The sequence below is a fragment of the Arthrobacter sp. CP30 genome (genome assembly GCF_053470025.1).
In genome coordinates, this window is the sequence record NZ_JBQEMM010000005.1 from 72,401 (window position 1) to 91,495 (window position 19,095).

Genomic DNA, 19,095 nt, shown 5'->3' on the forward strand with positions numbered 1-19,095 from the left:
CGGCGGCTCCTGGGGGTGGTGGCTGGGGCTGCCGTCACTGGGTGACCTTCCGCTGGGTGGACTTCAGGAAGACGAAGGAGAGGATGAACGTGGCGAGGGCGAGGACCACGGAGAACGCCGCGGCGAGATTGTAGTTCGGCACCGACGCCGTGGTGTAGACCGCGAGGTTCGGGGTGAACGTGCTGTTGATCGCCGAGCTGAAGCTGCGCAGGGTCTGCGGTTCCGCGAGCAGCTGCAGGGTGCCGATGATCGAGAACACCGCGGTGAGGATGATCGCGGGGATCACGAGGGGGATCTTGATCCGCCAGGCGATCTGGAGGTTGCTGGCGCCGTCGAGCCGTGCTGCCTCGTAGATCTCGGTGGGAATCGCGAGGAGCGAGGAGTAGATGATCAGCATGTTGTAGCCGACGTAGACCCACGTCACGATGTTCGCGATTGCCCAGAGCACCAGGTTCCCGCCCAGGAAGTCGACGTTGGAGGTCACGGCGCCGAAGGGCGAGAGCGACGGCGAGTAGAGGAAGCCCCACATGATCGCCGCGATGACACCCGGGACCGCGTACGGGGCGAAGAACGCGAGGCGGAAGAACTTCTTGCCCTTCAGCAGCGGGGAATCGAGGAGCAGGGCGAACAGCAGGGCGAGGCCCAGCATGATCGGCACCTGCACCACGCCGAACAGGAGGACGCGGCCCACGGATTCCCAGAACGCCGTGTTCTGGAAGACCTGCTCGTACTGCACGAGGCCGCCGAAGACCTGGCGCGGCGGTCCGAAGGTGCCGTCGCGCTCGACCGTGAGCAGTGACTGCACGATCGCGTAGATGATCGGGACGGCGTAGAAGGCGAGGAACAGCAGCGCGAACGGGGCGATGAACAAGGCCACCGCACGGCGCTGCGCTCCGGACGAGCGGTTCTTCCGCGTGGCCGGTGGCGCCTTGGGCGCGTCGGCCGGGGTGCTAATGACGGTCATGGCCTGCATCCTTTCGGCCCTGGGGCGAGCCGTCGGTGTGGGGGAGTGCTGATTCCGGGGTGTCGGTGCGGACGACGCGGACCGCGCCCGCGGGAACCACGACGACGTCGGCCACGGCCTCGGCGGTCAGCAGTTCCATCCCGCGGACCCGGTGCTTGCGGTCCTCGGTGGAATGGTTGATGAGGAAGACGTAGTCGTGGCCGTTGCCGCGCCGGGTCACGCACTCCAGCCCGGACTGTGCCTCCGGGAGGTGGACGCCGGCGGCCACGGCCGCCCGCAGCAGCAGGTCCTTCAGGACCCCGCCGTCGAGCACGGTCGCGGCGTACCAGGCCTCGCCGGCCCCGGCGCGATTGCGGGTCACGGCCGGAGCGCCTGCGTGGTGGCCGGTCGCGTAGCGGAGGACGGCCTCGGCCGTCGTGAGGTGGAGCGACTCGGACCAGAGCGACGCCGGTGACCCGTTGTCCAGCGTCAGCGGGTGTGCCGGGTGGAGCGGGAAGAACTCCTCGGACCGGATGCCGAGCAGGTCCCGGAATGCGCCCGGGTAGCCCCCCGGACGCACGCGTTCGTTCTCGTCGACGACCCCGCTGAAGAAGGTGACGAACGCCGAACCGCCGGCGCGGACGAAGGCGCTGATCCTGTCGGCGTCCTCGTCGCGGATCAGGTAGAGATGGGGGACCACCGCGAGTTTGTAGCCCGAGAGGTCCGCTCCGGGAGCGACGACGTCGACGGTCAGTCCCGCGTCCCACAGCGCCCGGTAGGCCGCGTGGACCTGCTCGATGTACCGGACGTCCCCGGAGGGGTGCGATTCCTGGTCGTGCGCCCACCAGGCCTCCCAGCTGAAGACGAGGGCCACGTCGGCGTGCACCGTGGTGCCGGCGAGCTCACCCAGCCTGCCGAGCGAGGACCCCAGGTCGACGACGTCGCGCCAGGTCTGCGAGTCGGTACCGGCGTGCGGGACCATCGCCGAGTGGAACTTCTCGCTGCCCTGCAGCGACGCGCGCCACTGGAAGAAGCACAGGCCATCGGCACCGCGGGCGAGGTGTGTGAGGGAGGTGCGGAGCATCTCGCCGGGTCCCTTGGCGATGTTGCGGGGCTGCCAGTTAACGGCTCCGGTGGAGTGCTCCATCAGCAGCCAGGGACGGCCCTGGGCGAGCCCCCGGGTGGCGTCCGCGGTGAAGGCGAGCTCCGCGAGGGGGGCCTCGAGGCGGTGGTCCACGTAGTGGTCGTTCGCGATGACGTCCATGTGCGGCGCCCAGGACCAGTAGTCCTGGTTCCGGATGTGCGCGGCGACCATGAAGTTGGTGGTGACGGGCGCATCGCTGGTGCGCCGGAGGACGGCCTCCTCCGCGCGGTAGTGCGCGAGGAGTTCGTCCGAGCTGAAGCGGTTGAAGTCGAGCGTCTGGGTGGGGTTGGTCGCGGACAGCGTGAGCCTCGGTGGGAGGATCTGCTCCCACGCGGAGTAGCGCTGGCTCCAGAAGGCGGTGCCCCAGGCGGCGTTGAGCGCGTCCAGGGTGCCGTAGCGCGTGCGGAGCCACCCGCGGAACGAGTCCGCGGAGACGTCGCAGTAGCACAGCGAGTTGTGGCAGCCGAGTTCGTTGGAGACGTGCCACAGGCGCAGGGCGGGGTGGTGGCCGTAGCGGGTGGACACCTGCTCGACGAGGGCGAGGGCACGCTCGCGGTAGATGGGCGAGCTGGGGCAGAAGGCCTGCCGGCCGCCCGGCCAGCGGGCGGTCCCGTCGGCCGTCCGCGGCAGGATCTCCGGGTGTGCCGTGGTCAGCCAGGCCGGGGTCGATGACGTCCCGGTGCCGAGATTCACGCCGATCCCGTTCGCGGCGAGGAGGTCCATGACGGCGTCGAGGTCGTCGAAGCGGAAGGTGCCCTGCTCGGGTTCGATCTCTGCCCACCCGAAGATGTTGACGGCGACGAGGTTGACGCCGGCTTCCTTCATGAGGCGGACGTCCTCGTCCCAGACGGACCGGTCCCACTGCTCGGGGTTGTAATCGCATCCGAACACGAGCTGCCCGGTGCCGGACAGTCCTGCGACGGTGGTTGTGCGTGCCAAGCCTGCTCCTCGATGCTGCGGTGCCGATCCCGTCGTCGGGGAGGCGCCGGTGCATTCTGTGAACGCTCCCACAAGCGGGCGGCAGGACTCTCCTTCGAGGATCTGTGAACGTTCCCAGAGTAAGGCTCGTCACATGCGCTGTCAATGCGCGGTGCGCGCTGGTCGCTCGCGCGGTGGTCCGCATCGACGTGGACCAGCCCCCCCGCGGTCCCGAGATCAGCACAGCGACGGCCCGCTCTCGCACAGCATCGGACGCGACGCCAGGGTCGGCCTGCGAATGATGTGGCAGCGGCCGTGGGCAACAACGCGGACTGGTGCTCCGCCGTCTGTCGCGCCCACGGCGTCCCGGTCACTGTGGGGAACGGCATCTGGCGGACCGGGACGACGCCCCCGCGCTTCTATCCCGACGCCATGACGCTCCGTCCGGGGCTGACGTCCTCGGCACTCGTGGAAGGTCTGGATGATCGCCCCGCCTGCGCCGTGAAGGACGGCTGGGCTTCGCTCGACCTCCGTGCTGCCGGCTTCGTGCCGCTCTTCACCGCGTCGTGGATCCGGCGGGTACCGGACGACGCCGCCGGCACGGCGCTCGCATGGACGCGGGTCGACGGCCGTCCCGGCGCGGCGGTCCGGGAGGACGCCGCCGAACTGCCCGGCCTGCTCCGTCCGGGACTCTTCAGCGAGACCGCGGTGCGGATCCTCTTCGCCCGCGACGGGGCGACCGTGGTGGGCGGGGCGATCCTCTTCAGGAGCGCGTCCGTCGTCGGGCTGTCGAACGTCTTCACCACCCCGGAGGGGCGCGACGCCGTCCGGGGTGACCTGCCTGCCGTCGCGCAGGCGATGGATCCCGGCGTGCCGGTGGTCGGTGACGAGCACGGCACCGATCTCGACCGCGCCATGGCTGCGGGATTCCAGGCGATCGGCCAGGTACGGGTCTGGCGTCGCGGCGGGGAGGACCGCTAGATCATCCCTGGACCGATCCTGCGCACCCATCCTGCGCACCTGCGATGCCGCCGACGCGCCGTTCCTTCGCACCGTTCCTGCGCTGCCGCCGTCGCACCGTTTCTTCGCACCGTTCCTGCGCTGCCGCCGTCGCACCGTTTCTTCGCACCGTTCCTGCGCTGCCGCCGTCGCACCGTTCTCGCGCTGCCGCCGTCGCATCCTTCCTGCGCTGCCGCCGGAGCGCCACCGAGGGCGGGCCGGACCAAGGCCGATCCGTCGTCGGTTGGACGCTCGTCGCACCGATCCGAGAAGCCGTTCGGAATCAGTGGCCGCAGCTACGGGAGCGGCTGTACGGTTCTCGCACCACCCGCTTCGGAAAGGTCGCAATGATGAGACGTCTCCTTCGAATGTCCGCGCTCCTCGCCACGTCGGCGGTGGCGCTCGCCGCAGTCGGCATCCAGCCCGCCGCAGCCATCACCGGGGGTCAGCCCGACGGCGAGGCGCACCTCGCTGTGGCACTGATCCTCGCGTACGACGAGGACGGTTCGCGGTACCGCTGCTCGGCCACCCTGATCGAGCCGACGGTCCTCCTCACGGCCGCGCACTGCACGGAACCCGCCGTCGGCAGCACCCTGGTCACGTTCGACACGGTCGTCGCCGAGACGCCCCCACTGCCGTTGCCCGTGGCCGCAGACCCCTCCGCCGGATACACCGACGAGGAGATCACGGCGGCAGGGTTCTTCTCCGGCACGGCCCTGACCCACCCCGAGTACTCGGACTTCACGGATACGGACAACTGGAACGACGTCGGAGTCATCGTCCTCGATGAGCCCGTTATCGGCATCGAGCCGGCCGTCGTCGCCCCGCTCCGGTACCTCGACCGGTTCGCGTCGCCCGTGCTCAACAGGACCCTCTTCGAGGTCGTGGGATACGGGACCGAGGTGCGCAAGCCGGCGACGGGTCCGCAGAAGCCGCAGCCCATGTCCTACCCTCTGATCCGGCGCAGCACCACCTCTCCGGGACAGAAGCTGACGCCGCAGATCCTGCAGCTGCAGGGCAACCCGAATGACAACCGCGGGGGAGGAGGGACCTGTTTCGGTGACTCCGGGGGCCCCGTCTTCCTCGATGGCTACCTCGCGGCGGTCACGAGTTACGGGTACACCTCGAACTGCCGCTACCTCGGCGGCTACCAGCGGGTCGAGATTCCCGTGGTCCAGGAGTGGCTCGAAGCGACCCTCTGACCCCGCCCGAGCCCACGCGGCAGGAGCCGTTCCCGTTCGTGGGGGCGGCTCCTGCCGCGTCCTGCACACCGGGCTCCCGCGCCGTCGTGCACGTCTTTTCGCGCGATCGTCCCTCATCACCGGCGTGTCCCGGCGCGACACGCACCCTGCCCCCGGAAAGCCGTGAACGATGCCGCGGGCCTGGACCGCCGGACCGGCCCAGGCCGGCTGCTGGTCCCCGCCCCGCGTCACGAGCGGCATTTCTGCGGGCGAGTGCTTGCTAAGCAGACTGAACAGGGCCACAGTGAGGTGGAAAACCTAGGGGAGGCCGACCATGAGTACTTCTGCCGAGCACGTGTCCGACGCTCCGACCACGGCCGGCGAGCCGGAACTGAAGCGGGTCCTCGGACCGAAGCTGCTCCTGCTCTTCATCGTCGGCGACATCCTCGGGGCGGGGGTCTACGCCGTGACCGGGACCATGGCCGGCACCGTCGGCGGAATCGTGTGGCTCCCGTTCCTGCTGGCCTTCATCGTCGCGACCATGACCGCCTTCTCCTACCTGGAACTCGTGACGCAGTACCCCCAGGCGGCCGGGGCGGCGCTCTACACCCACAAGGCGTTTGGCATCCACTTCGTCACGTTCCTCGTGGCGTTCGCCGTCGTCTGCTCCGGGATCACGAGCGCTGCGACATCGGCCAATGTACTCGCCCAGAACTTCTTCGGCGGCCTCGAGGTGAACGGGTGGCTGGAGATGCCGGGGCAGGGCGTCATCACCATCGTCGCCCTCGCCTTCATGCTGCTGCTGGCCGTGATCAACCTCCGCGGGGTCGGCGAGAGCGTCAAGTTCAACGTGGTGCTGACGCTCGTGGAAATGACCGCGCTGTGCATCGTGATCGGTGTCGGTTTCCTGGCGATGGCTCAGGGGAAGGGCAACGTCGGCGAGATCTTCGTGTTCACCGACGCGCAGGACAAGGGACTGTTCCTCGCCGTGACCGCGGCGACGTCGATCGCCTTCTTCGCCATGGTGGGGTTCGAGGACTCCGTGAACATGGTGGAGGAGACCCAGAACCCGGAGCGCATCTTCCCGCGCACCATGCTCACCGGCCTGGGGATCGCCGTCATCTTCTACATGCTGGTGGCCATCTCGGTGGTCACGGTGCTCAGCCCCACCGAACTCGCCGGGATCCGTGAGGCCGAGGGCGCGGCGTTGCTGGAGGTGGTCCGCGCCGGTTCGCCGGACTTCCCGATCGACAGGATCTTCCCGTTCCTCGCCGTCTTCGCGGTCGCGAACACCGCACTCATCAACATGCTCATGGCCAGCCGGCTGATCTACGGTATGGCTCGTCAGGGCGTGCTTCCCCGCCCGCTCGGCAAGGTGCTCCCGGTGCGCTGCACACCCTGGGCCGGGATCGCGTTCTCGACCGTCCTGGCCCTCGGGCTGATCCTGTACGTGACCAGCGACCCGGACAGCAACATCGTCGCCAACCTCTCCGGCACCACGGCCTTCCTCCTGCTGTGCGTCTTCACCGTCGTGAACATCGCCTGCGTGGTGCTGCGGCGGAAGCGCGATGTCAATCGCAAGGTCTTCTTCACCTCGCCCGGACCGCTGCCGATCGTGGCCGCGCTCCTCTGCGCCTTCCTGGCCGGTCCCTGGGTGGGGCGCGACGTCGTCCAGTACCAGATCGCGGGCGGCCTCATGGCGATCGGGGTGGTGCTGTGGCTCGTCACCTGGCTCGTCAATCGGCGCACCAACACGACCGCGGGTGACCTGAGCAGCCTGGACGGCTGAGCGTCCGGACGCCGACCAGCAGACTCATCGCCCGGCAGCAGCGACCCGACAGGAGCGGGCACGACGGCGAACGGACACGCGCCGACCGGGACGTAGCGGGGGGACGAGACCGAAGTGCCTGGCAGTCTCGGTGATCGGCGAGACCTCGTGCGCTCCGTTCGGCCCTCGCCCGTCGGACTCCGCCGTCAGATCATCCCGTCCGGCCGCGGTCCTCTTCACCTCTGGTCGGCTGCGACCCGGCGTCTACTGAGCTTCGTTGTACGCGTCGATGATGGACTGGGTGATGCGTCCCCTCGAACTGGGGTTGTGCCCGTTGTCCTTGGCCCACTGGCGGATCTGCTGCGTCTCCTCGCGCTTGGACTTGGTGGTCGACGTCGTCGTCGCCTGGCGACCCTGTCCACTCTGCCCGCGCCGGCCCGCCGTGGACTTCCGCCCCTTGTCGACGTAGAGGGACAGGACCGAGCGCAGTTTTTCTGCATTCTCTGCCGTGAGATCGATCTCGTAGTCGGTGCCGTCGACGCCGAATCGCACGGTTTCCTGTGCTTCCGCACCATCGAGGTCGTCGACCAATTCCACTTGGACGCGCTGTGCCATTGTTCTGCTCCTGAATTACTCGTTATCGGTGAATGTGTTCCCCTTCTCCTGACTCTATCCCGGAAATGACTAAGCCTGCTTCTGATCATCCACATCACCGCAGACGACACCGCTGTGCTTTTCCTCCGTCGGCGCGCTCCGGGAGAACCGAGCGGCACATGCCACAGCTCTGTCGACGTCGTCCGTCCTTGCAGTGGCGCTGTTCTGCGCGGGCTGCAGCGGAGGTGCACCCCCTCCGGCCGTGGACGTCGCCGGCGCAGAGGAATTCGAGCTCTTATGCCAGGTCTGACAGAAGTGGTAATCGGCTGCACGTGGTCTCTCCATTCGGCTGCCGGAATCGGTGCGGTCACGGCGGAGACCTTCCTCGACAGCGCAGATATCGATCCTGCTCATTGCGGGGAAAGATATCCGACGGTGTGGCGTCCTTCCGGAGGAGGGATAGCCAGGCGAAGGGGTTGACCTGACATCGCCGATGGGAGCTAGGTGCTCGTGACCGACGATATCGATGGTGCTCGGACTGCATACCGCTGGCCTTCACCGTCGGGGAAGACATCGCACCGCTGACATCGGATGACGTGCTTCTGCATCTCACCGGTGAGGAGTCCTCCGCTCTGCCCCTTCATCGAGTCATCGACGTCGACGACAGCGGGCGACCCGCGCAGGCCCGGCGGACCACGCGGTGTGCCCGCTAGCCTGTGCGCATGGAGATCCTCCGCTACGCCGCCTTCACGGACACGCCCGACGGCGGTAACCCGGCCGGGATCGTGCTCGACGCCGACCATCTCGATCCGGCGGAGATGCAGGCCATCGCCGCGGACATCGGGTACGCGGAGAGCGCGTTCGTCCTGCGGCGATCCGCCGGTCGAGCACAGCTCCGCTATTTCGCCCCGGAGGCGGAAGTACCCTTCTGCGGCCATGCGACGATCGCCACGGGCGTGGCCCTCGCGGAGCGTGAGGGCATGGGGCGACTCCTGCTGGACACGCCGGTGGGGCCGATCGACCTCGTCACGGAGCTGGCGGACGGACGTCTCGTGGCGTCGCTCGTGACGGTCGAGCCGCGCGTCGAGGAAATCGACGGTGGTGTGCGCGCGGAGTTGCTGCTCCGCCTGGGGCTTGGTGGGACGGACCTCGACCAGAGCCTGCCCGTCCTGCTCGCCTACGCGGGCAACCTCCATCCGGTCGTCCCCGTGCGGAGCGCGGGCGTCCTGCGCGGGCTCGACTACGACTTCACCGGGCTGAGGAAGCTCATGGCAGCCCAGGGCTGGAAGGCGACCGTCGCCGTCGTGCATCGGCGGGACACGCTCCTCTTCGACGCCCGCAATCCGTTCCCCCCGGGAGGCGTCCGCGAAGATCCCGCGACGGGATCAGCGGCGGCCTCGCTGGGCGCCTACCTGCGGCACCTCGGCGAAGTCGCGCCGCCGGCAACGCTGACGGTCCATCAGGGCGCCGACGTGGGCCGCCCGTCGCAGATCACGGTGCTCGTTCCACCCTCGGGGGGCCTGACGGTCCGGGGCGGCGCCGTGCCCCTCGTGGCGACGTCGATCCCCTGACAGGACGCAGACAGGACGCAGACAGGACGCAGACAGGACGCAGACAGGACGCAGACAGGACGCACGGCATTTTACGGGGTGGGCCGACCCTGTCCGGCCTCTGATCGATCGGATGCCGGCCAATCAGGTCATGCGCCATGACGTCCATGACCTGGCACCCCACCTCGGGACCTACGTCCATGGACGAGGGGCGCTCTTCGGCGACGCGGCGCATGCCATGCTCCCCACGATGGGGCAGCGCGATGGGGCAGCGCGATGGGGCAGCACGATGGGGCAGGGAGCGAATTCCTCCCTGGAGGACGGCGCGTGCATCGGTCTCCTGGTCGGCCGGCCCGTCAGGGAGGGAGAGTCCCTGGAGGTCGCACTAGGCAGGTTCGACGCAGCCCGCCGCCCGCGTACGCAGAAGATGGTCCGCCGGTCACAGGGTGCCGGGCGGGTGGGAGCCGACGTTGAGGGCAGGACCCGTGTCGCCATCCGCAACACGATGATGAGGATGGTGCCGGCCGGACCGGCAGTGACGGCAGGAGCATCGGTCCTCGCCTGGAGAGCATCGCACTGAGCGGAAGCGCGCAGGATGAGGGCCTCAGGCCGGGGTGCCCGTCCTGCCCGGGGCCCGCTCCGCTGCCGGAATCGGGGCTCGGAGGACGGGCGGCCCCACCCCGGACGAGGACGCGACAGCCGCGGCCGGTCCAGGACGGGGCCGCGCGTCAGCGCTGGTCCAGGGGCAGGGCGATATCGGTCACCGCTGCTCCGATCGTGCCGCGGGAGGTCGCCGTGCCGCTGAGCAGGGCGATCTCGTAGAGGGAGCCGTTCACGGCGGCGAAGCCCGTGACTCCGACGGTGGTGCCGTTCCGGAGCGTGGAGTAGATGTCGAAGCCGGTATCGCCACCGGCATCGACACCGAGCATCCCTGTCGGGGCCAGCGATCCGGCATTGGCGGGAGACTGCACGGCGATCTGGTTCAGGGCGGTGTCCAGGTCGAACAGCGTGGTCGCGGTGTTCGGATCGAGGTCGTTGTTGGTGTAGGCGGCGCCGTTGATCCCGGTGGCGATCGCCGGCGCCGCATAGCTCAGCGCGCCGTCCGCGACGGTCGGCGCACCTGCGGTGGCGAAGGGCTGGCGCAGGTTCTGGCCGCTGTCGCTGGTGATCCTGAGCGCGTTCGCGGCGGGGTTGAAGTCGACGCCGAACGTCGAGCCGCTCAGGGCGACGGTGAGCCGGGTGACCAGGGTCGCCAGGCCTGTCCCCGCATCGATCCGGTACACGCCGGCGCCGGCGGCGTTGTTGCCCACGCCGTAGAGGTGGCCGTCCTGCACGCGGTAGTCGATGCCGATCAGGCGCGTGTCACCTCCGGTCAGACCGGTCACGCCGACCGCGCCGCGCACCTTGCCGGGCTTCGCGGTCTCGAAGTGCACCAGTGCGGTCCCGCCGTCGGCCAGGCCCACGACACGCAGCTTGCCGGCTCCGTTCCCGCCGCCGTTCGAGTGCTGCGCGGACGCACTGCCGGCCTGGGAGGATCCGCCCGTTGCGCTGGCGACGGCCGGGACCAGGCCCACCGCAGCGATCGTGGCGAGTGCAAGGACACCCAGTGTGGTCTTCTTCTTCATCGTGTTCTCCTCGGGAAGCGCCGGTCCCCGGGGTTCGGCGACTCGTGAGGGGTATACGCGTTCCGGGGGAGCGGCGTTCACGCCCCGCCCAGGGACGCGGGATGCGGCGCCTCCGTGCCCGACGGGACGTCGCGGATCCTGGCGTAGGACATGAGGTCCCGTCGTCGGCCGCCGATCTCGAGGTAGCCTCGCAGCAGCCCCTCGACCGCGAATCCCGCCGACGTGGCGGCGCTCGCCGAGGCGATGTTCCACGGCTCGACGTGCAGTTCCAGGCGGTGCAGCTCCGGGAGGGTCCAGGCGAACGGGACGAGGGCGCGCAGGGCGTCGGTGGCGACGCCCCGGCCGCGGGCCCGGGGCATGACGGCGTACCCCACCTGTGCGCGACCGAGGGCGCGGTCACGCAGCCACAGCCCGATCATGCCGAGTGCCTGGCCGCTGCCTGCCTCTGCGACGGCGAAGGAGAACCCGGCACCCTCGACGTGCCGTTGCCGCTGGCGTGCGATGTAGGCCAGGGCACCGGCGCGGTCACACGACGGCGGGAGGGTCCCGATCAGGGGTACGGAGGGATCGGTCGAGAGCTCCTGCACCATCGGTACGTCCCGGTCCTCGAAACGTCGGAGCATCACCTGTCCGGCGGACGGCGCTGTGGCCGGCCACGCCGGTAGCTCCGACGGCGGATGGTTCACGGCCGGAGACCGAAGGCGGCGAGACCGAGATCCGCGTGTCGGCGGAAACCCATCGAGGCGTAGAAGGGGTGTGAGCCGGTGGCGTCCGGGGTACCCTCGGCATCGGTGGTGAGCGCGAGGAACATGCACTGCCGGTAGCGGTCCCTGACGTCCTGCAGCAGTGCCCTCCCGATCCCGCTCCGCCGCGCGGCGGGCGCGACGAGGATGTCCTGCAGATAGCAGATGGATTCGCCGTCCGAGACGGTCCGGGCGAGACCGAGCAGCGTGCCGGCGTCGTCCCGGGCCGTGAGCACCAGGTGCGACCCTGCGAGGCTGCGTTCGAGCCGGGCTGGATCACGGGTGTACGCTGTCCAGCCGACCGCGGCGTAGAGCGTGAGGGCTTCGGCGGTCGGGGGGATGCTCTCGCTGATCGTGGTCACGCCTCCACCGTAGCGGCCGACGGCGGGCCGGCAGCGGGCTCGGCGCGGGCGGCCGTGGCAGGCGCCGGATCAGTCGGCTCGGGTGTGGAGGCCCTGCCTCAGGGATCGGCGATCGGGGCCGTCAGCGCACCGGTCACCGCGATGAGGTCCGCGGGGGAGAGCTCGACGTCGAGCCCCCGCTGCCCTCCCGAGACGAAGACGGTGGAGTGCTGCAGCGCCGTCACATCGATCACCACGGGCGAGGGAAGCCGCTGCCCGACCGGCGAGATCCCCCCGAGGACGTAGCCGGAGCGCCGCTGCGCGTCGGCCGGGTCCGCCATCACGGCCCTGCGCCGACCGAGGGCCGCTGCGAGTGCCTTCAGGTGCAGGGAGCCGCTGACCGGGACGACGGCGACGGCGAACACCCCGTCCACACTGGCCATGAGGGTCTTGAAGACCCGGGACGGCTCGACGCCGAGCGCTTCGGCGGCTTCGAGGCCGTAGGACGAGACGCCATCGTCGTGATGGTAGGGATGAGCGGTGAAGGCGATCCCGGCGTCGGAGAGGGCGGCCAGCGCGGGGGTGCTGCGCTGGCCGGCGGTCCGTCGGGCCACGGTGTCTCCTTCGAACGTCCTACGAGGCGGTCGCGACGTCCCGTGCCGCGGTGAGGTCCCACAGATCGGGCTGGCCCCACGCACCCGTGAAATGGCAGGTGAGGATGAATTCTGCCATCACAGCACCCGTGAGGACGAGTCCTTCGACGCAGTCCACACCGTTGTGCCGCAGGCGTTCCACGCCCTCCTGCGCGACGAGGGCCGTGATGAGGTCCTCGGTCGTCAGGGGAGTGTCGGTGCGGGTCGAGCACCAGTACAGGTACAGTCCCTCGAGCTCATCGGCGGGGACGAGGGAACCGTCGGCGGTGACGGCGGTGCAGTCCTGCAGGAAGGTGGGGATGTGCTGCGTCATGGGGTGGTCCTTTGCAGTATGGCGTACAGGTGCCGGGAAGGGATGGGCCGGCGGGGGTGGAATCGCTCGCAGGGGCCGAGGCAGGGGGGAGTGACGTGCAGGGCCCGGAGCGGGAGGTGCGGGAGGAGTGCCACGATGGGCGTCCACCGCGTCAGGAGGGGGTGCGGATCCGGGTGCGGAGCACTGGGTCGACGATGCCGGGCGGGCACGGCAGGGCCGTGCGGCTCACGCCTGGACGGCGAACGGACGGATCCGCAGGACGGCTGGAACGGCAGCCTGCGGGTGGCTGTGGAAGAAGGGCTTCCTGGTCGTTCATGGTGCACGCCCCCGATCGGGGATGGTGCTCTACTGACCGGCACGCGATCCGAGGATCGGCGACCAACGAGAAGAACCGAGGTCAGCCGCCTTCTTCTAGACAACTGCTCCCCACCCTACGCCTGTTCCACGCCGGCGGCCCCGGGGGCTCGGCTAAAGTACACGTATGCCCCCGCCCCGCACCCGGAACCGCCGGGCGACCATCAACGATGTCGCGACCGCGGCCGGGCTCTCCAGAGGGACCGTCTCCCGCGTCGTCAACGGCGAGCGCTATGTGTCCGACGAGGCGCGGATCGCCGTCGAGGAGGCGATCGCGAGCGTCGGCTACGTGCGCAACTCGGCCGCCCGGAATCTCGTCACGCAGGAGTCCCGCGCCATCGCGCTGATCATCCACGAACCCCACTCGCTCTTGTTCGAGGATCCCAACATCGGCTCGATCCTGCTCGGGGCCAACGAGGTGCTCTCGAGGGCGGACTACCAGCTGGTCTCACTCATCATCGACTCCGACCGCGACAGCCGCCGCGTGGCCGACTACCTGCGGGGCGGGCTCGTGGACGGCGCCGTCATCGTGTCCGCGCGCGCCTCGGATCCCATCGCGTCCGCCGTCCGCGACATCGGGGTACCGGCTGCGTTCGTCGGCCACCCACCCGGGACCCCGGACCTCCCCTACGTCGCCATCGACAACTCCGCGGCCGCGCGGTCCATCACCGAGCGGCTCGTGGCGACGGGCCGCAGGCGCATCGGGATGATCGCCAGTGCGATGGACCGCGATTCCGGACAGGACCGCTTCGCCGGCTTCCGCGAGGCGATGGGTTCGCGCTTCGATCCGTCGCTCGTGGTGGAGTACCCGCTCTACACCTACGCCGCGGGGCTTCAGGGGATGCAGGAACTGCTGCGCCGGTGCCCGGAGATCGACGGCGTGTTCGCCGCGTCCGATGCCGTTGCCGCGGGGGCCATGACGGCGCTGCAGGAGTCGGGGCGGAAGGTGCCCGACGACGTCGGGATCGTGGGGTTCGACGACAGCAGTTGGGCGCTGCGGACCCGCCCGCAGCTCTCGACGGTCCGGCAGCCCGCTGACCTGCTGGGCAGCACCGCGGCCGAGCTCGTCCTCGCGCAGATCCGGGGCCTGCCCAGTGCGGTGCAGGTCCTGGACACCGCCGTCGTCTGGCGCGATTCCGCCTAGTAGCCGCAGGTCAGGAGCATCAGCATGTGGATCGGGTCCATCGAGTTCGACATCCTGCTGGGTGACGTGCATTCCCTCAAGGGCAAGCGGTCCGTGGTGCGGCCGATCGTCGCGGACCTCCGGCGCTCCTTCGAGGTGTCCGCCGCCGAGGTGGGCCACCAGGACCTGCACCGGCGGGTGATCGTGGGCGTCGGACTGGTCAGCGGCGACCGGCAGCATGTGGTGGACGTGCTGGACCGCGTGGAGCGGCACGTCGCGTCCCGTCCGGAGATCGAGCTGCTCAGTGCTCGGCGGCGACTGCTCGACAGCGAGGACTAGGCGCGCTCACGGCTTCGCGCCGGCCGCTGCGAGCCGGTGCAGCGCACCGTCGTCGAACGCGGTCAGGAGCGCCCGGATGTCCTTGTGCACCTCGACGGCCCCTGCCTCGCGGAGCTCGGCCGCGCTCGTGCCGCCGGAGGCGAGCCCGACGGTCGGGATGCCCGGTTCCGAGGCCGCCAGCACGTCCCAGACGGAATCCCCGACGAACACCGTGTTCGCGGCGTCCAGTCCGCCCGCCGTCAGCGCTGCCTGGAGGATGTCCGGATCGGGTTTGCTGTTCTCGGCGTCTCCCGAACTCGTCGCGGCGCTGATGGCCTCGTCCGCGCCGATGATCCCGCGCGAGACGGCCAGCTCCTGGTGCGAGGCGGAGGAGGCGAGGACCACGGTGAGGCCCTCGTCGGCGCAGCGCCGCAGCAGCTCGCCCGCGCCCTCGAAGCTCCGGAGCCCGGGCCAGAAGGTCGAGAACACCGCGGAGCGCGTGGCATCGAGCTCGCCGTCCTGCTCGGTGTCGCGATCGTCGCCCAGCAGGTGGGCCACGAGCTTGTCCCCGCCCATGCCGATCGCACGGTGGATCTCCGCCATCGGCAGGTCGTGGCCGAAGCGGCGGAAGGCCTGCCACCACGCCATCGTGTGCTGGTAGTTGGAGTCGACGAGCGTTCCGTCCACGTCGAAGAGGACCCCGTGCCGTGTCGGCCGGTCGTCCGTGCTGCTGGCACTGTCCGTCATGCCTGTGCTCCGTCCCTCCGTCGCCCGTCCTGGTTGCCCACGAGTCTAGGAAGCCCGGCGTGCCCGCGGGAAGGGCGCCGCCGGGTTGCGGTCGTCCCGGATGTGTGGCTCGGTCAAGGGGCGGGGACCGGCTCGACGACGATGACCACCCGGTCCTCGCCGATCCGCGTCAGGACGAGGGTCGCCTTCCTGCGGCCCTTGCCGGACCCGGTCAGGAGCTGTTTCCGGACTTCCTCCGGGGTGACGGAGGTCCCCCGTTTCTTGATGTCCAGCACGCCGATGCCCTCGGACCGGACCCACGCCTTCAGCGCCTTCACGTTGTAGGGGCGGACCTCGAGGACGCGGTAGGCCCGAGCGAAGGGCGTGTCCGTGAGCATGGGCGCGCAGATGTAGGCGATCATCGGGTCCAGCAGGTGCCCGCCCAGCTGCTGTGCGAGGTCCGCCACCAGCTCGGCGCGGATGACGGCGCCGTCGGGCTCGTAGAGGTAGCCCGCGGGTTCCCCGACCGCCGCCGTCGGGCCGTCCCCGAAGGATGCCTCCGACACCATTTCCGCCGCTCCCCGGGCCCCGAGCAGGAGCGCTGCGCGCCGGACGCCCGGCCGGCGGAGCGCGTTGAACCAGAGCGCCACCTCCGTGACATCGCCGTCCACGGAGACCCATTGCGCCTCGCACGTCCCGGGGACCGATTCGTGCGGCATGCCGGGGCCCATCTTCACGCCGACGGGCATGCCGCTGTCGGCGAGCTGCTGGACGAAGGAGAGCGGGGGGGAGAACGCCTCGGGATCGAAGAGGCGGGACGTGCCCGACGTCGTCGTCGTCCTCCGCGCCGGATCCAGCCACACGCCGTCGTACCCGGCGGTGTCGACGAAGGCGGCGTCGGCGTTCACGACGCGGGCGTTGGGGAACGGCATCAGGTTCATGGTGGCCGCGGCCGCCGTGGTCTCGTCGAGCTCGACGGCGGTGACCTCGCGGTCGAGGGTGGCCAGCGCCATGCTGTCGGCCCCCAGCCCGCAGCCGAGGTCCGCCACCTTAACGAGTCCGGCGTCGACGAAGCGCCGTGCATGTTGTGCGGCGACGCTTAGGCGTGTGGCCTGCTCGAGCCCGGCGGTGGTGAACACCATGTGGTCGGCGAACGGCCCGAACTTCGCCGAGGCCCTGGCCCGCAGGCGCGACTGCGTCAGGGCGGCGGCGACCACGCCGGGAGCGTGGCCGGCCTTCCGCAGCTGCTCGGTGAGACGGAGGCTGTCGGCCTCGGTGTAGGGCCCGAGCGAGTTCAGCAGCTCCCAGCCCTCGGGGGTCAGGATGTCCGCGATGTTGTCCGAAGCCATGGTGCCAGCCTAGGCGACGCAGCCGTCGGACCGGGTCCGGCCGCCTGCGCCATCGCATCGTCGGACCGTCGACATTTGGCACTCGCCTTGACCGAGTGCCAGCCCTTGCATACAGTCAGAGTTGGCACTCACTCCCTGTGGGTGCTAATCCCGAGGGAAGCGTTCGCCGGCACCGCGACGACGGTTCACGCCCATCCCGACGGCCCCAATCCATTGGTATCGAACGCAAAGGAGAGCCCGAGTGTCGGTCTCTATTAAGCCCCTTGAGGATCGCATCGTTGTCCGCCCCCTCGAAGCCGAGCAGACCACTGCTTCCGGCCTCGTCATCCCGGACACGGCCAAGGAGAAGCCCCAGGAGGGCGAGGTCGTGGCAGTCGGACCGGGTCGTGTCGACGACAACGGCAACCGCGTCCCCGTCGACGTCGCCGAGGGCGACATCGTCATCTACTCGAAGTACGGCGGAACCGAGGTCAAGCACGGCGGCCAGGAGTACCTGGTGCTCTCCGCCCGCGACGTCCTCGCAGTCGTCGTCAAGTAGTAACCCCTTGAGAAGCCCCGGCCCGCAGTGGCCGGGGTTTTTCTCGCTGCACAAGCCTGAAAGGAATCAACAATGGCAAAGCAGTTGGAATTCAACGACGCCGCCCGCCGTGCCCTCGAGGCCGGCGTGGACAAGCTCGCGAACACCGTCAAGGTGACGCTGGGCCCCCGCGGACGCAACGTCGTGCTGGACAAGAAGTGGGGCGCCCCCACCATCACGAACGACGGCGTCACGATCGCCCGCGAAATCGAACTCGACGACCCCTACGAGAACCTCGGCGCGCAGCTGGCCAAGGAGGTGGCCACCAAGACCAACGACGTCGCCGGTGACGGCACCACCACCGCGACCGTCCTCGCACAGGCACTCGTCAAGGAGGGCCTCCGCAACGTGGCCGCCGGCGCGGCTCCCGGACAGCTCAAGCACGGCATCGAGGTGTCGGTCGAGGCCGTCGCCAAGCGCCTGCTGGAGAACGCACGCGAGGTCGTCGGTCAGCAGACCGCCAATGTCGCGTCCATCTCCGCCCAGAGCACCGAGGTCGGAGACCTCCTTGCCGAGGCCTTCGAGAAGGTCGGCAAGGACGGCGTCATCACCATCGAGGAGTCCTCCTCGACCGTCACGGAGCTGGTCCTCACCGAAGGCATGCAGTTCGACAAGGGATACCTCTCCCCGTACTTCGTGACCGACGCGGAGCGCCAGGAAGCCGTCCTCGAGGACGCGCTCATCCTCATCAACTCCGGGAAGATCTCCTCGCTGCAGGAGTTCCTGCCGCTGCTGGAGAAGGCCCTGCAGGCCGGCAAGCCGCTGTTCATCATCGCCGAGGACATCGAGGGCGAGGCCCTGTCCACCCTGGTGGTCAACAAGATCCGCGGCACCCTGAACGTCGTCGCCGTCAAGGCTCCCGGCTTCGGTGACCGTCGCAAGGCCATGATGCAGGACATCGCGACCCTCACGGGTGCGCAGGTCGTCTCGCCCGATCTCGGCCTCAAGCTCGACCAGGTGGGTCTCGAGGTCCTCGGCTCCGCCCGCCGGATCACCGTCACCAAGGACGCCACCACGATCGTGGACGGCACCGGCAGCGAGTCCGACGTCGCCGACCGCGTGGCGCAGATCCGCGCCGAGGTCGAGCGCACCGATTCCGACTGGGACCGCGAGAAGCTCCAGGAGCGCCTCGCCAAGCTCGCCGGCGGTATCGGCGTGATCAAGGTCGGCGCTGCCACCGAGGTGGAGCTCAAGGAGAAGAAGCACCGCATCGAGGACGCCGTGTCCTCCACGCGTGCCGCTCTCGAGGAGGGCATCGTCGCCGGTGGTGGATCCGCACTGGTCCACGCCGGCAAGGCGCTCGACACCGACCCCGCCGTCCTCGCACTCGAGGGCGACGCCGCTACGGCGATCGGCCTCGTGCGCCGTGCCCTCGCGCAGCCGCTGCGCTGGATCGCGGAGAACGCCGGACACGAGGGCTACGTCGTCGTCTCCAAGGTCTCCGATCTCGAGGTGGGTCACGGCTTCAACGCCGCGACCGGCGAGTACGAGAACCTCGTGGACGCGGGCATCATCGATCCCGTGAAGGTGACGCGCTCCGCACTGCGCAACGCGGCCTCCATCGCGGCGCTGGTGCTGACCACCGAGACGCTCGTGGTCGAGAAGCCCGAGGAGTCCGAGGGCGACGAGGGCCACGGCCACTCGCACTAGGACGCCTGCCTGAACGGCACACGCTCCCGGCACGTCCAGCAGCACCCCGGCTCATCGAGCCGGGGTGCTGCTGCGTGTGGCCTCTTCCGCGCGGTCACCCCGGATGCCCTGCCCGGCGCATCGAGCCCAGGCAGGATCCCGCGACAAGCGGCAGGGTCGAACACTCCCACTCCGCACAGCCCGCAGGGGGATCCGGGCGACGACGTCCCGACGACGGACGACGAAG

General features: G+C 69.6%; 19 protein-coding genes. 9 read left to right on the plus strand and 10 right to left on the minus strand.

Annotation, left to right across the window (positions count from 1 at the left end; genetic code table 11):
- Window positions 1-34: 34 nt before the first annotated feature.
- Entirely contained in the window at window positions 35-973 is a 939-nt protein-coding gene (locus tag ACTIMO_RS08645) for a carbohydrate ABC transporter permease (protein ID WP_055768363.1), read from the minus strand.
- Window positions 951-3,026, minus strand: a complete 2,076-nt coding sequence (locus ACTIMO_RS08650; protein ID WP_448182153.1) for a beta-galactosidase — start codon at window positions 3,024-3,026, stop codon at window positions 951-953. The genes ACTIMO_RS08645 and ACTIMO_RS08650 overlap by 23 nt, the downstream gene beginning before the upstream one ends.
- 294 nt (window positions 3,027-3,320) lie before the next feature.
- Here ACTIMO_RS08650 and ACTIMO_RS08655 point away from each other — a divergent pair, with 294 nt between their 5' ends.
- The 3 genes from ACTIMO_RS08655 to ACTIMO_RS08665 all read left to right on the plus strand — a co-directional run bounded on the left by ACTIMO_RS08655 (window position 3,321) and on the right by ACTIMO_RS08665 (window position 6,974).
- Window positions 3,321-3,986 carry a hypothetical protein gene (locus ACTIMO_RS08655; RefSeq protein ID WP_448182154.1) on the plus strand — a complete coding sequence of 222 codons (666 nt, stop codon included), beginning with the start codon at window positions 3,321-3,323 and terminating at the stop codon, window positions 3,984-3,986.
- A gap of 386 nt (window positions 3,987-4,372) precedes the next feature.
- Entirely contained in the window at window positions 4,373-5,206 is an 834-nt protein-coding gene (locus ACTIMO_RS08660) for a S1 family peptidase (protein WP_448182155.1), read from the plus strand.
- 313 nt (window positions 5,207-5,519) lie between these two features.
- A complete protein-coding gene (locus tag ACTIMO_RS08665) occupies window positions 5,520-6,974 on the plus strand; it encodes an APC family permease (protein ID WP_448182156.1) in 1,455 nt (484 codons plus the stop codon).
- Between the two features lie 243 nt (window positions 6,975-7,217).
- Here the strand turns inward: ACTIMO_RS08665 and ACTIMO_RS08670 are convergent, their stop codons facing one another.
- Window positions 7,218-7,568, minus strand: a complete 351-nt coding sequence (locus ACTIMO_RS08670) for a histone-like nucleoid-structuring protein Lsr2 (RefSeq protein WP_055768377.1) — start codon at window positions 7,566-7,568, stop codon at window positions 7,218-7,220.
- A 701-nt stretch (window positions 7,569-8,269) separates the two neighbouring features.
- Here ACTIMO_RS08670 and ACTIMO_RS08675 point away from each other — a divergent pair.
- On the plus strand, window positions 8,270-9,118 hold the full coding sequence (locus ACTIMO_RS08675) for a PhzF family phenazine biosynthesis protein (RefSeq protein ID WP_448182157.1): 849 nt from the start codon (window positions 8,270-8,272) through the stop codon (window positions 9,116-9,118).
- Between the two features lie 112 nt (window positions 9,119-9,230).
- Complete coding sequence (locus tag ACTIMO_RS08680) at window positions 9,231-9,677, plus strand: hypothetical protein (RefSeq protein WP_448182158.1); 447 nt, start codon at window positions 9,231-9,233, stop codon at window positions 9,675-9,677.
- A 148-nt stretch (window positions 9,678-9,825) separates the two neighbouring features.
- Here the strand turns inward: ACTIMO_RS08680 and ACTIMO_RS08685 are convergent, their stop codons facing one another.
- The 5 genes from ACTIMO_RS08685 to ACTIMO_RS08705 form a co-directional block, all read right to left on the minus strand.
- A complete protein-coding gene (locus ACTIMO_RS08685; RefSeq protein WP_448182159.1) occupies window positions 9,826-10,722 on the minus strand; it encodes a DUF4394 domain-containing protein in 897 nt (298 codons plus the stop codon).
- A gap of 77 nt (window positions 10,723-10,799) precedes the next feature.
- Window positions 10,800-11,345 (minus strand): GNAT family N-acetyltransferase, encoded by a 546-nt coding sequence (locus ACTIMO_RS08690; RefSeq protein WP_448182160.1) that lies wholly within the window; start codon window positions 11,343-11,345, stop codon window positions 10,800-10,802.
- A 59-nt stretch (window positions 11,346-11,404) separates the two neighbouring features.
- Complete coding sequence (locus ACTIMO_RS08695; protein ID WP_448182161.1) at window positions 11,405-11,827, minus strand: GNAT family N-acetyltransferase; 423 nt, start codon at window positions 11,825-11,827, stop codon at window positions 11,405-11,407.
- A gap of 98 nt (window positions 11,828-11,925) precedes the next feature.
- Window positions 11,926-12,420 carry a Cys-tRNA(Pro) deacylase gene (gene ybaK / locus ACTIMO_RS08700; RefSeq protein ID WP_448182162.1) on the minus strand — a complete coding sequence of 165 codons (495 nt, stop codon included), beginning with the start codon at window positions 12,418-12,420 and terminating at the stop codon, window positions 11,926-11,928.
- 19 nt (window positions 12,421-12,439) lie between these two features.
- Window positions 12,440-12,772 (minus strand): hypothetical protein, encoded by a 333-nt coding sequence (locus tag ACTIMO_RS08705; RefSeq protein WP_448182163.1) that lies wholly within the window; start codon window positions 12,770-12,772, stop codon window positions 12,440-12,442.
- Between the two features lie 481 nt (window positions 12,773-13,253).
- Between ACTIMO_RS08705 and ACTIMO_RS08710 the strand changes: the two genes are divergently transcribed.
- Together ACTIMO_RS08710 and ACTIMO_RS08715 are read left to right on the plus strand one after the other, a co-directional pair.
- The gene (locus ACTIMO_RS08710) at window positions 13,254-14,270 is read left to right on the plus strand and encodes a LacI family DNA-binding transcriptional regulator (RefSeq protein ID WP_422390327.1); all 1,017 of its coding nucleotides are present in this window, start codon (window positions 13,254-13,256) and stop codon (window positions 14,268-14,270) included.
- Window positions 14,271-14,294: 24 nt separating this feature from the next.
- On the plus strand, window positions 14,295-14,588 hold the full coding sequence (locus ACTIMO_RS08715; RefSeq protein ID WP_422390326.1) for a DUF503 domain-containing protein: 294 nt from the start codon (window positions 14,295-14,297) through the stop codon (window positions 14,586-14,588).
- 6 nt (window positions 14,589-14,594) lie between these two features.
- Here ACTIMO_RS08715 and ACTIMO_RS08720 read toward each other — a convergent pair whose 3' ends face one another.
- Entirely contained in the window at window positions 14,595-15,314 is a 720-nt protein-coding gene (locus ACTIMO_RS08720; protein WP_448182164.1) for an HAD family hydrolase, read from the minus strand.
- Window positions 15,315-15,427: 113 nt separating this feature from the next.
- Window positions 15,428-16,642: a THUMP-like domain-containing protein gene (locus ACTIMO_RS08725; RefSeq protein ID WP_422390324.1), complete on the minus strand. Its 1,215-nt coding sequence runs from the start codon at window positions 16,640-16,642 to the stop codon at window positions 15,428-15,430.
- 241 nt (window positions 16,643-16,883) lie between these two features.
- Here ACTIMO_RS08725 and groES point away from each other — a divergent pair, with 241 nt between their 5' ends.
- Entirely contained in the window at window positions 16,884-17,180 is a 297-nt protein-coding gene (gene groES, locus ACTIMO_RS08730; RefSeq protein ID WP_055768411.1) for a co-chaperone GroES, read from the plus strand.
- A 72-nt stretch (window positions 17,181-17,252) separates the two neighbouring features.
- Complete coding sequence (gene groL / locus ACTIMO_RS08735; RefSeq protein WP_055768414.1) at window positions 17,253-18,869, plus strand: chaperonin GroEL; 1,617 nt, start codon at window positions 17,253-17,255, stop codon at window positions 18,867-18,869.
- Window positions 18,870-19,095 lie beyond the last annotated feature (226 nt).

Excerpts from the sequence above, each read along its gene's own strand:
- ACTIMO_RS08645 (WP_055768363.1), bottom strand. The coding sequence starts at position 973 with ATGCAGGCCATGACCGTCATTAGCACCCCGGCCGACGCGCCCAAGGCG.
- ACTIMO_RS08660 (WP_448182155.1), top strand. The coding sequence starts at position 4,373 with ATGTCCGCGCTCCTCGCCACGTCGGCGGTGGCGCTCGCCGCAGTCGGC.
- ACTIMO_RS08665 (WP_448182156.1), top strand. The coding sequence starts at position 5,520 with ATGAGTACTTCTGCCGAGCACGTGTCCGACGCTCCGACCACGGCCGGC.
- ACTIMO_RS08670 (WP_055768377.1), bottom strand. The coding sequence starts at position 7,568 with ATGGCACAGCGCGTCCAAGTGGAATTGGTCGACGACCTCGATGGTGCG.
- ACTIMO_RS08675 (WP_448182157.1), top strand. The coding sequence starts at position 8,270 with ATGGAGATCCTCCGCTACGCCGCCTTCACGGACACGCCCGACGGCGGT.
- ACTIMO_RS08680 (WP_448182158.1), top strand. The coding sequence starts at position 9,231 with ATGCCGGCCAATCAGGTCATGCGCCATGACGTCCATGACCTGGCACCC.
- ACTIMO_RS08685 (WP_448182159.1), bottom strand. The coding sequence starts at position 10,722 with ATGAAGAAGAAGACCACACTGGGTGTCCTTGCACTCGCCACGATCGCT.
- ACTIMO_RS08690 (WP_448182160.1), bottom strand. The coding sequence starts at position 11,345 with ATGCTCCGACGTTTCGAGGACCGGGACGTACCGATGGTGCAGGAGCTC.
- ACTIMO_RS08705 (WP_448182163.1), bottom strand. The coding sequence starts at position 12,772 with ATGACGCAGCACATCCCCACCTTCCTGCAGGACTGCACCGCCGTCACC.
- ACTIMO_RS08710 (WP_422390327.1), top strand. The coding sequence starts at position 13,254 with ATGCCCCCGCCCCGCACCCGGAACCGCCGGGCGACCATCAACGATGTC.
- ACTIMO_RS08715 (WP_422390326.1), top strand. The coding sequence starts at position 14,295 with ATGTGGATCGGGTCCATCGAGTTCGACATCCTGCTGGGTGACGTGCAT.
- ACTIMO_RS08720 (WP_448182164.1), bottom strand. The coding sequence starts at position 15,314 with ATGACGGACAGTGCCAGCAGCACGGACGACCGGCCGACACGGCACGGG.
- ACTIMO_RS08725 (WP_422390324.1), bottom strand. The coding sequence starts at position 16,642 with ATGGCTTCGGACAACATCGCGGACATCCTGACCCCCGAGGGCTGGGAG.
- groL (WP_055768414.1), top strand. The coding sequence starts at position 17,253 with ATGGCAAAGCAGTTGGAATTCAACGACGCCGCCCGCCGTGCCCTCGAG.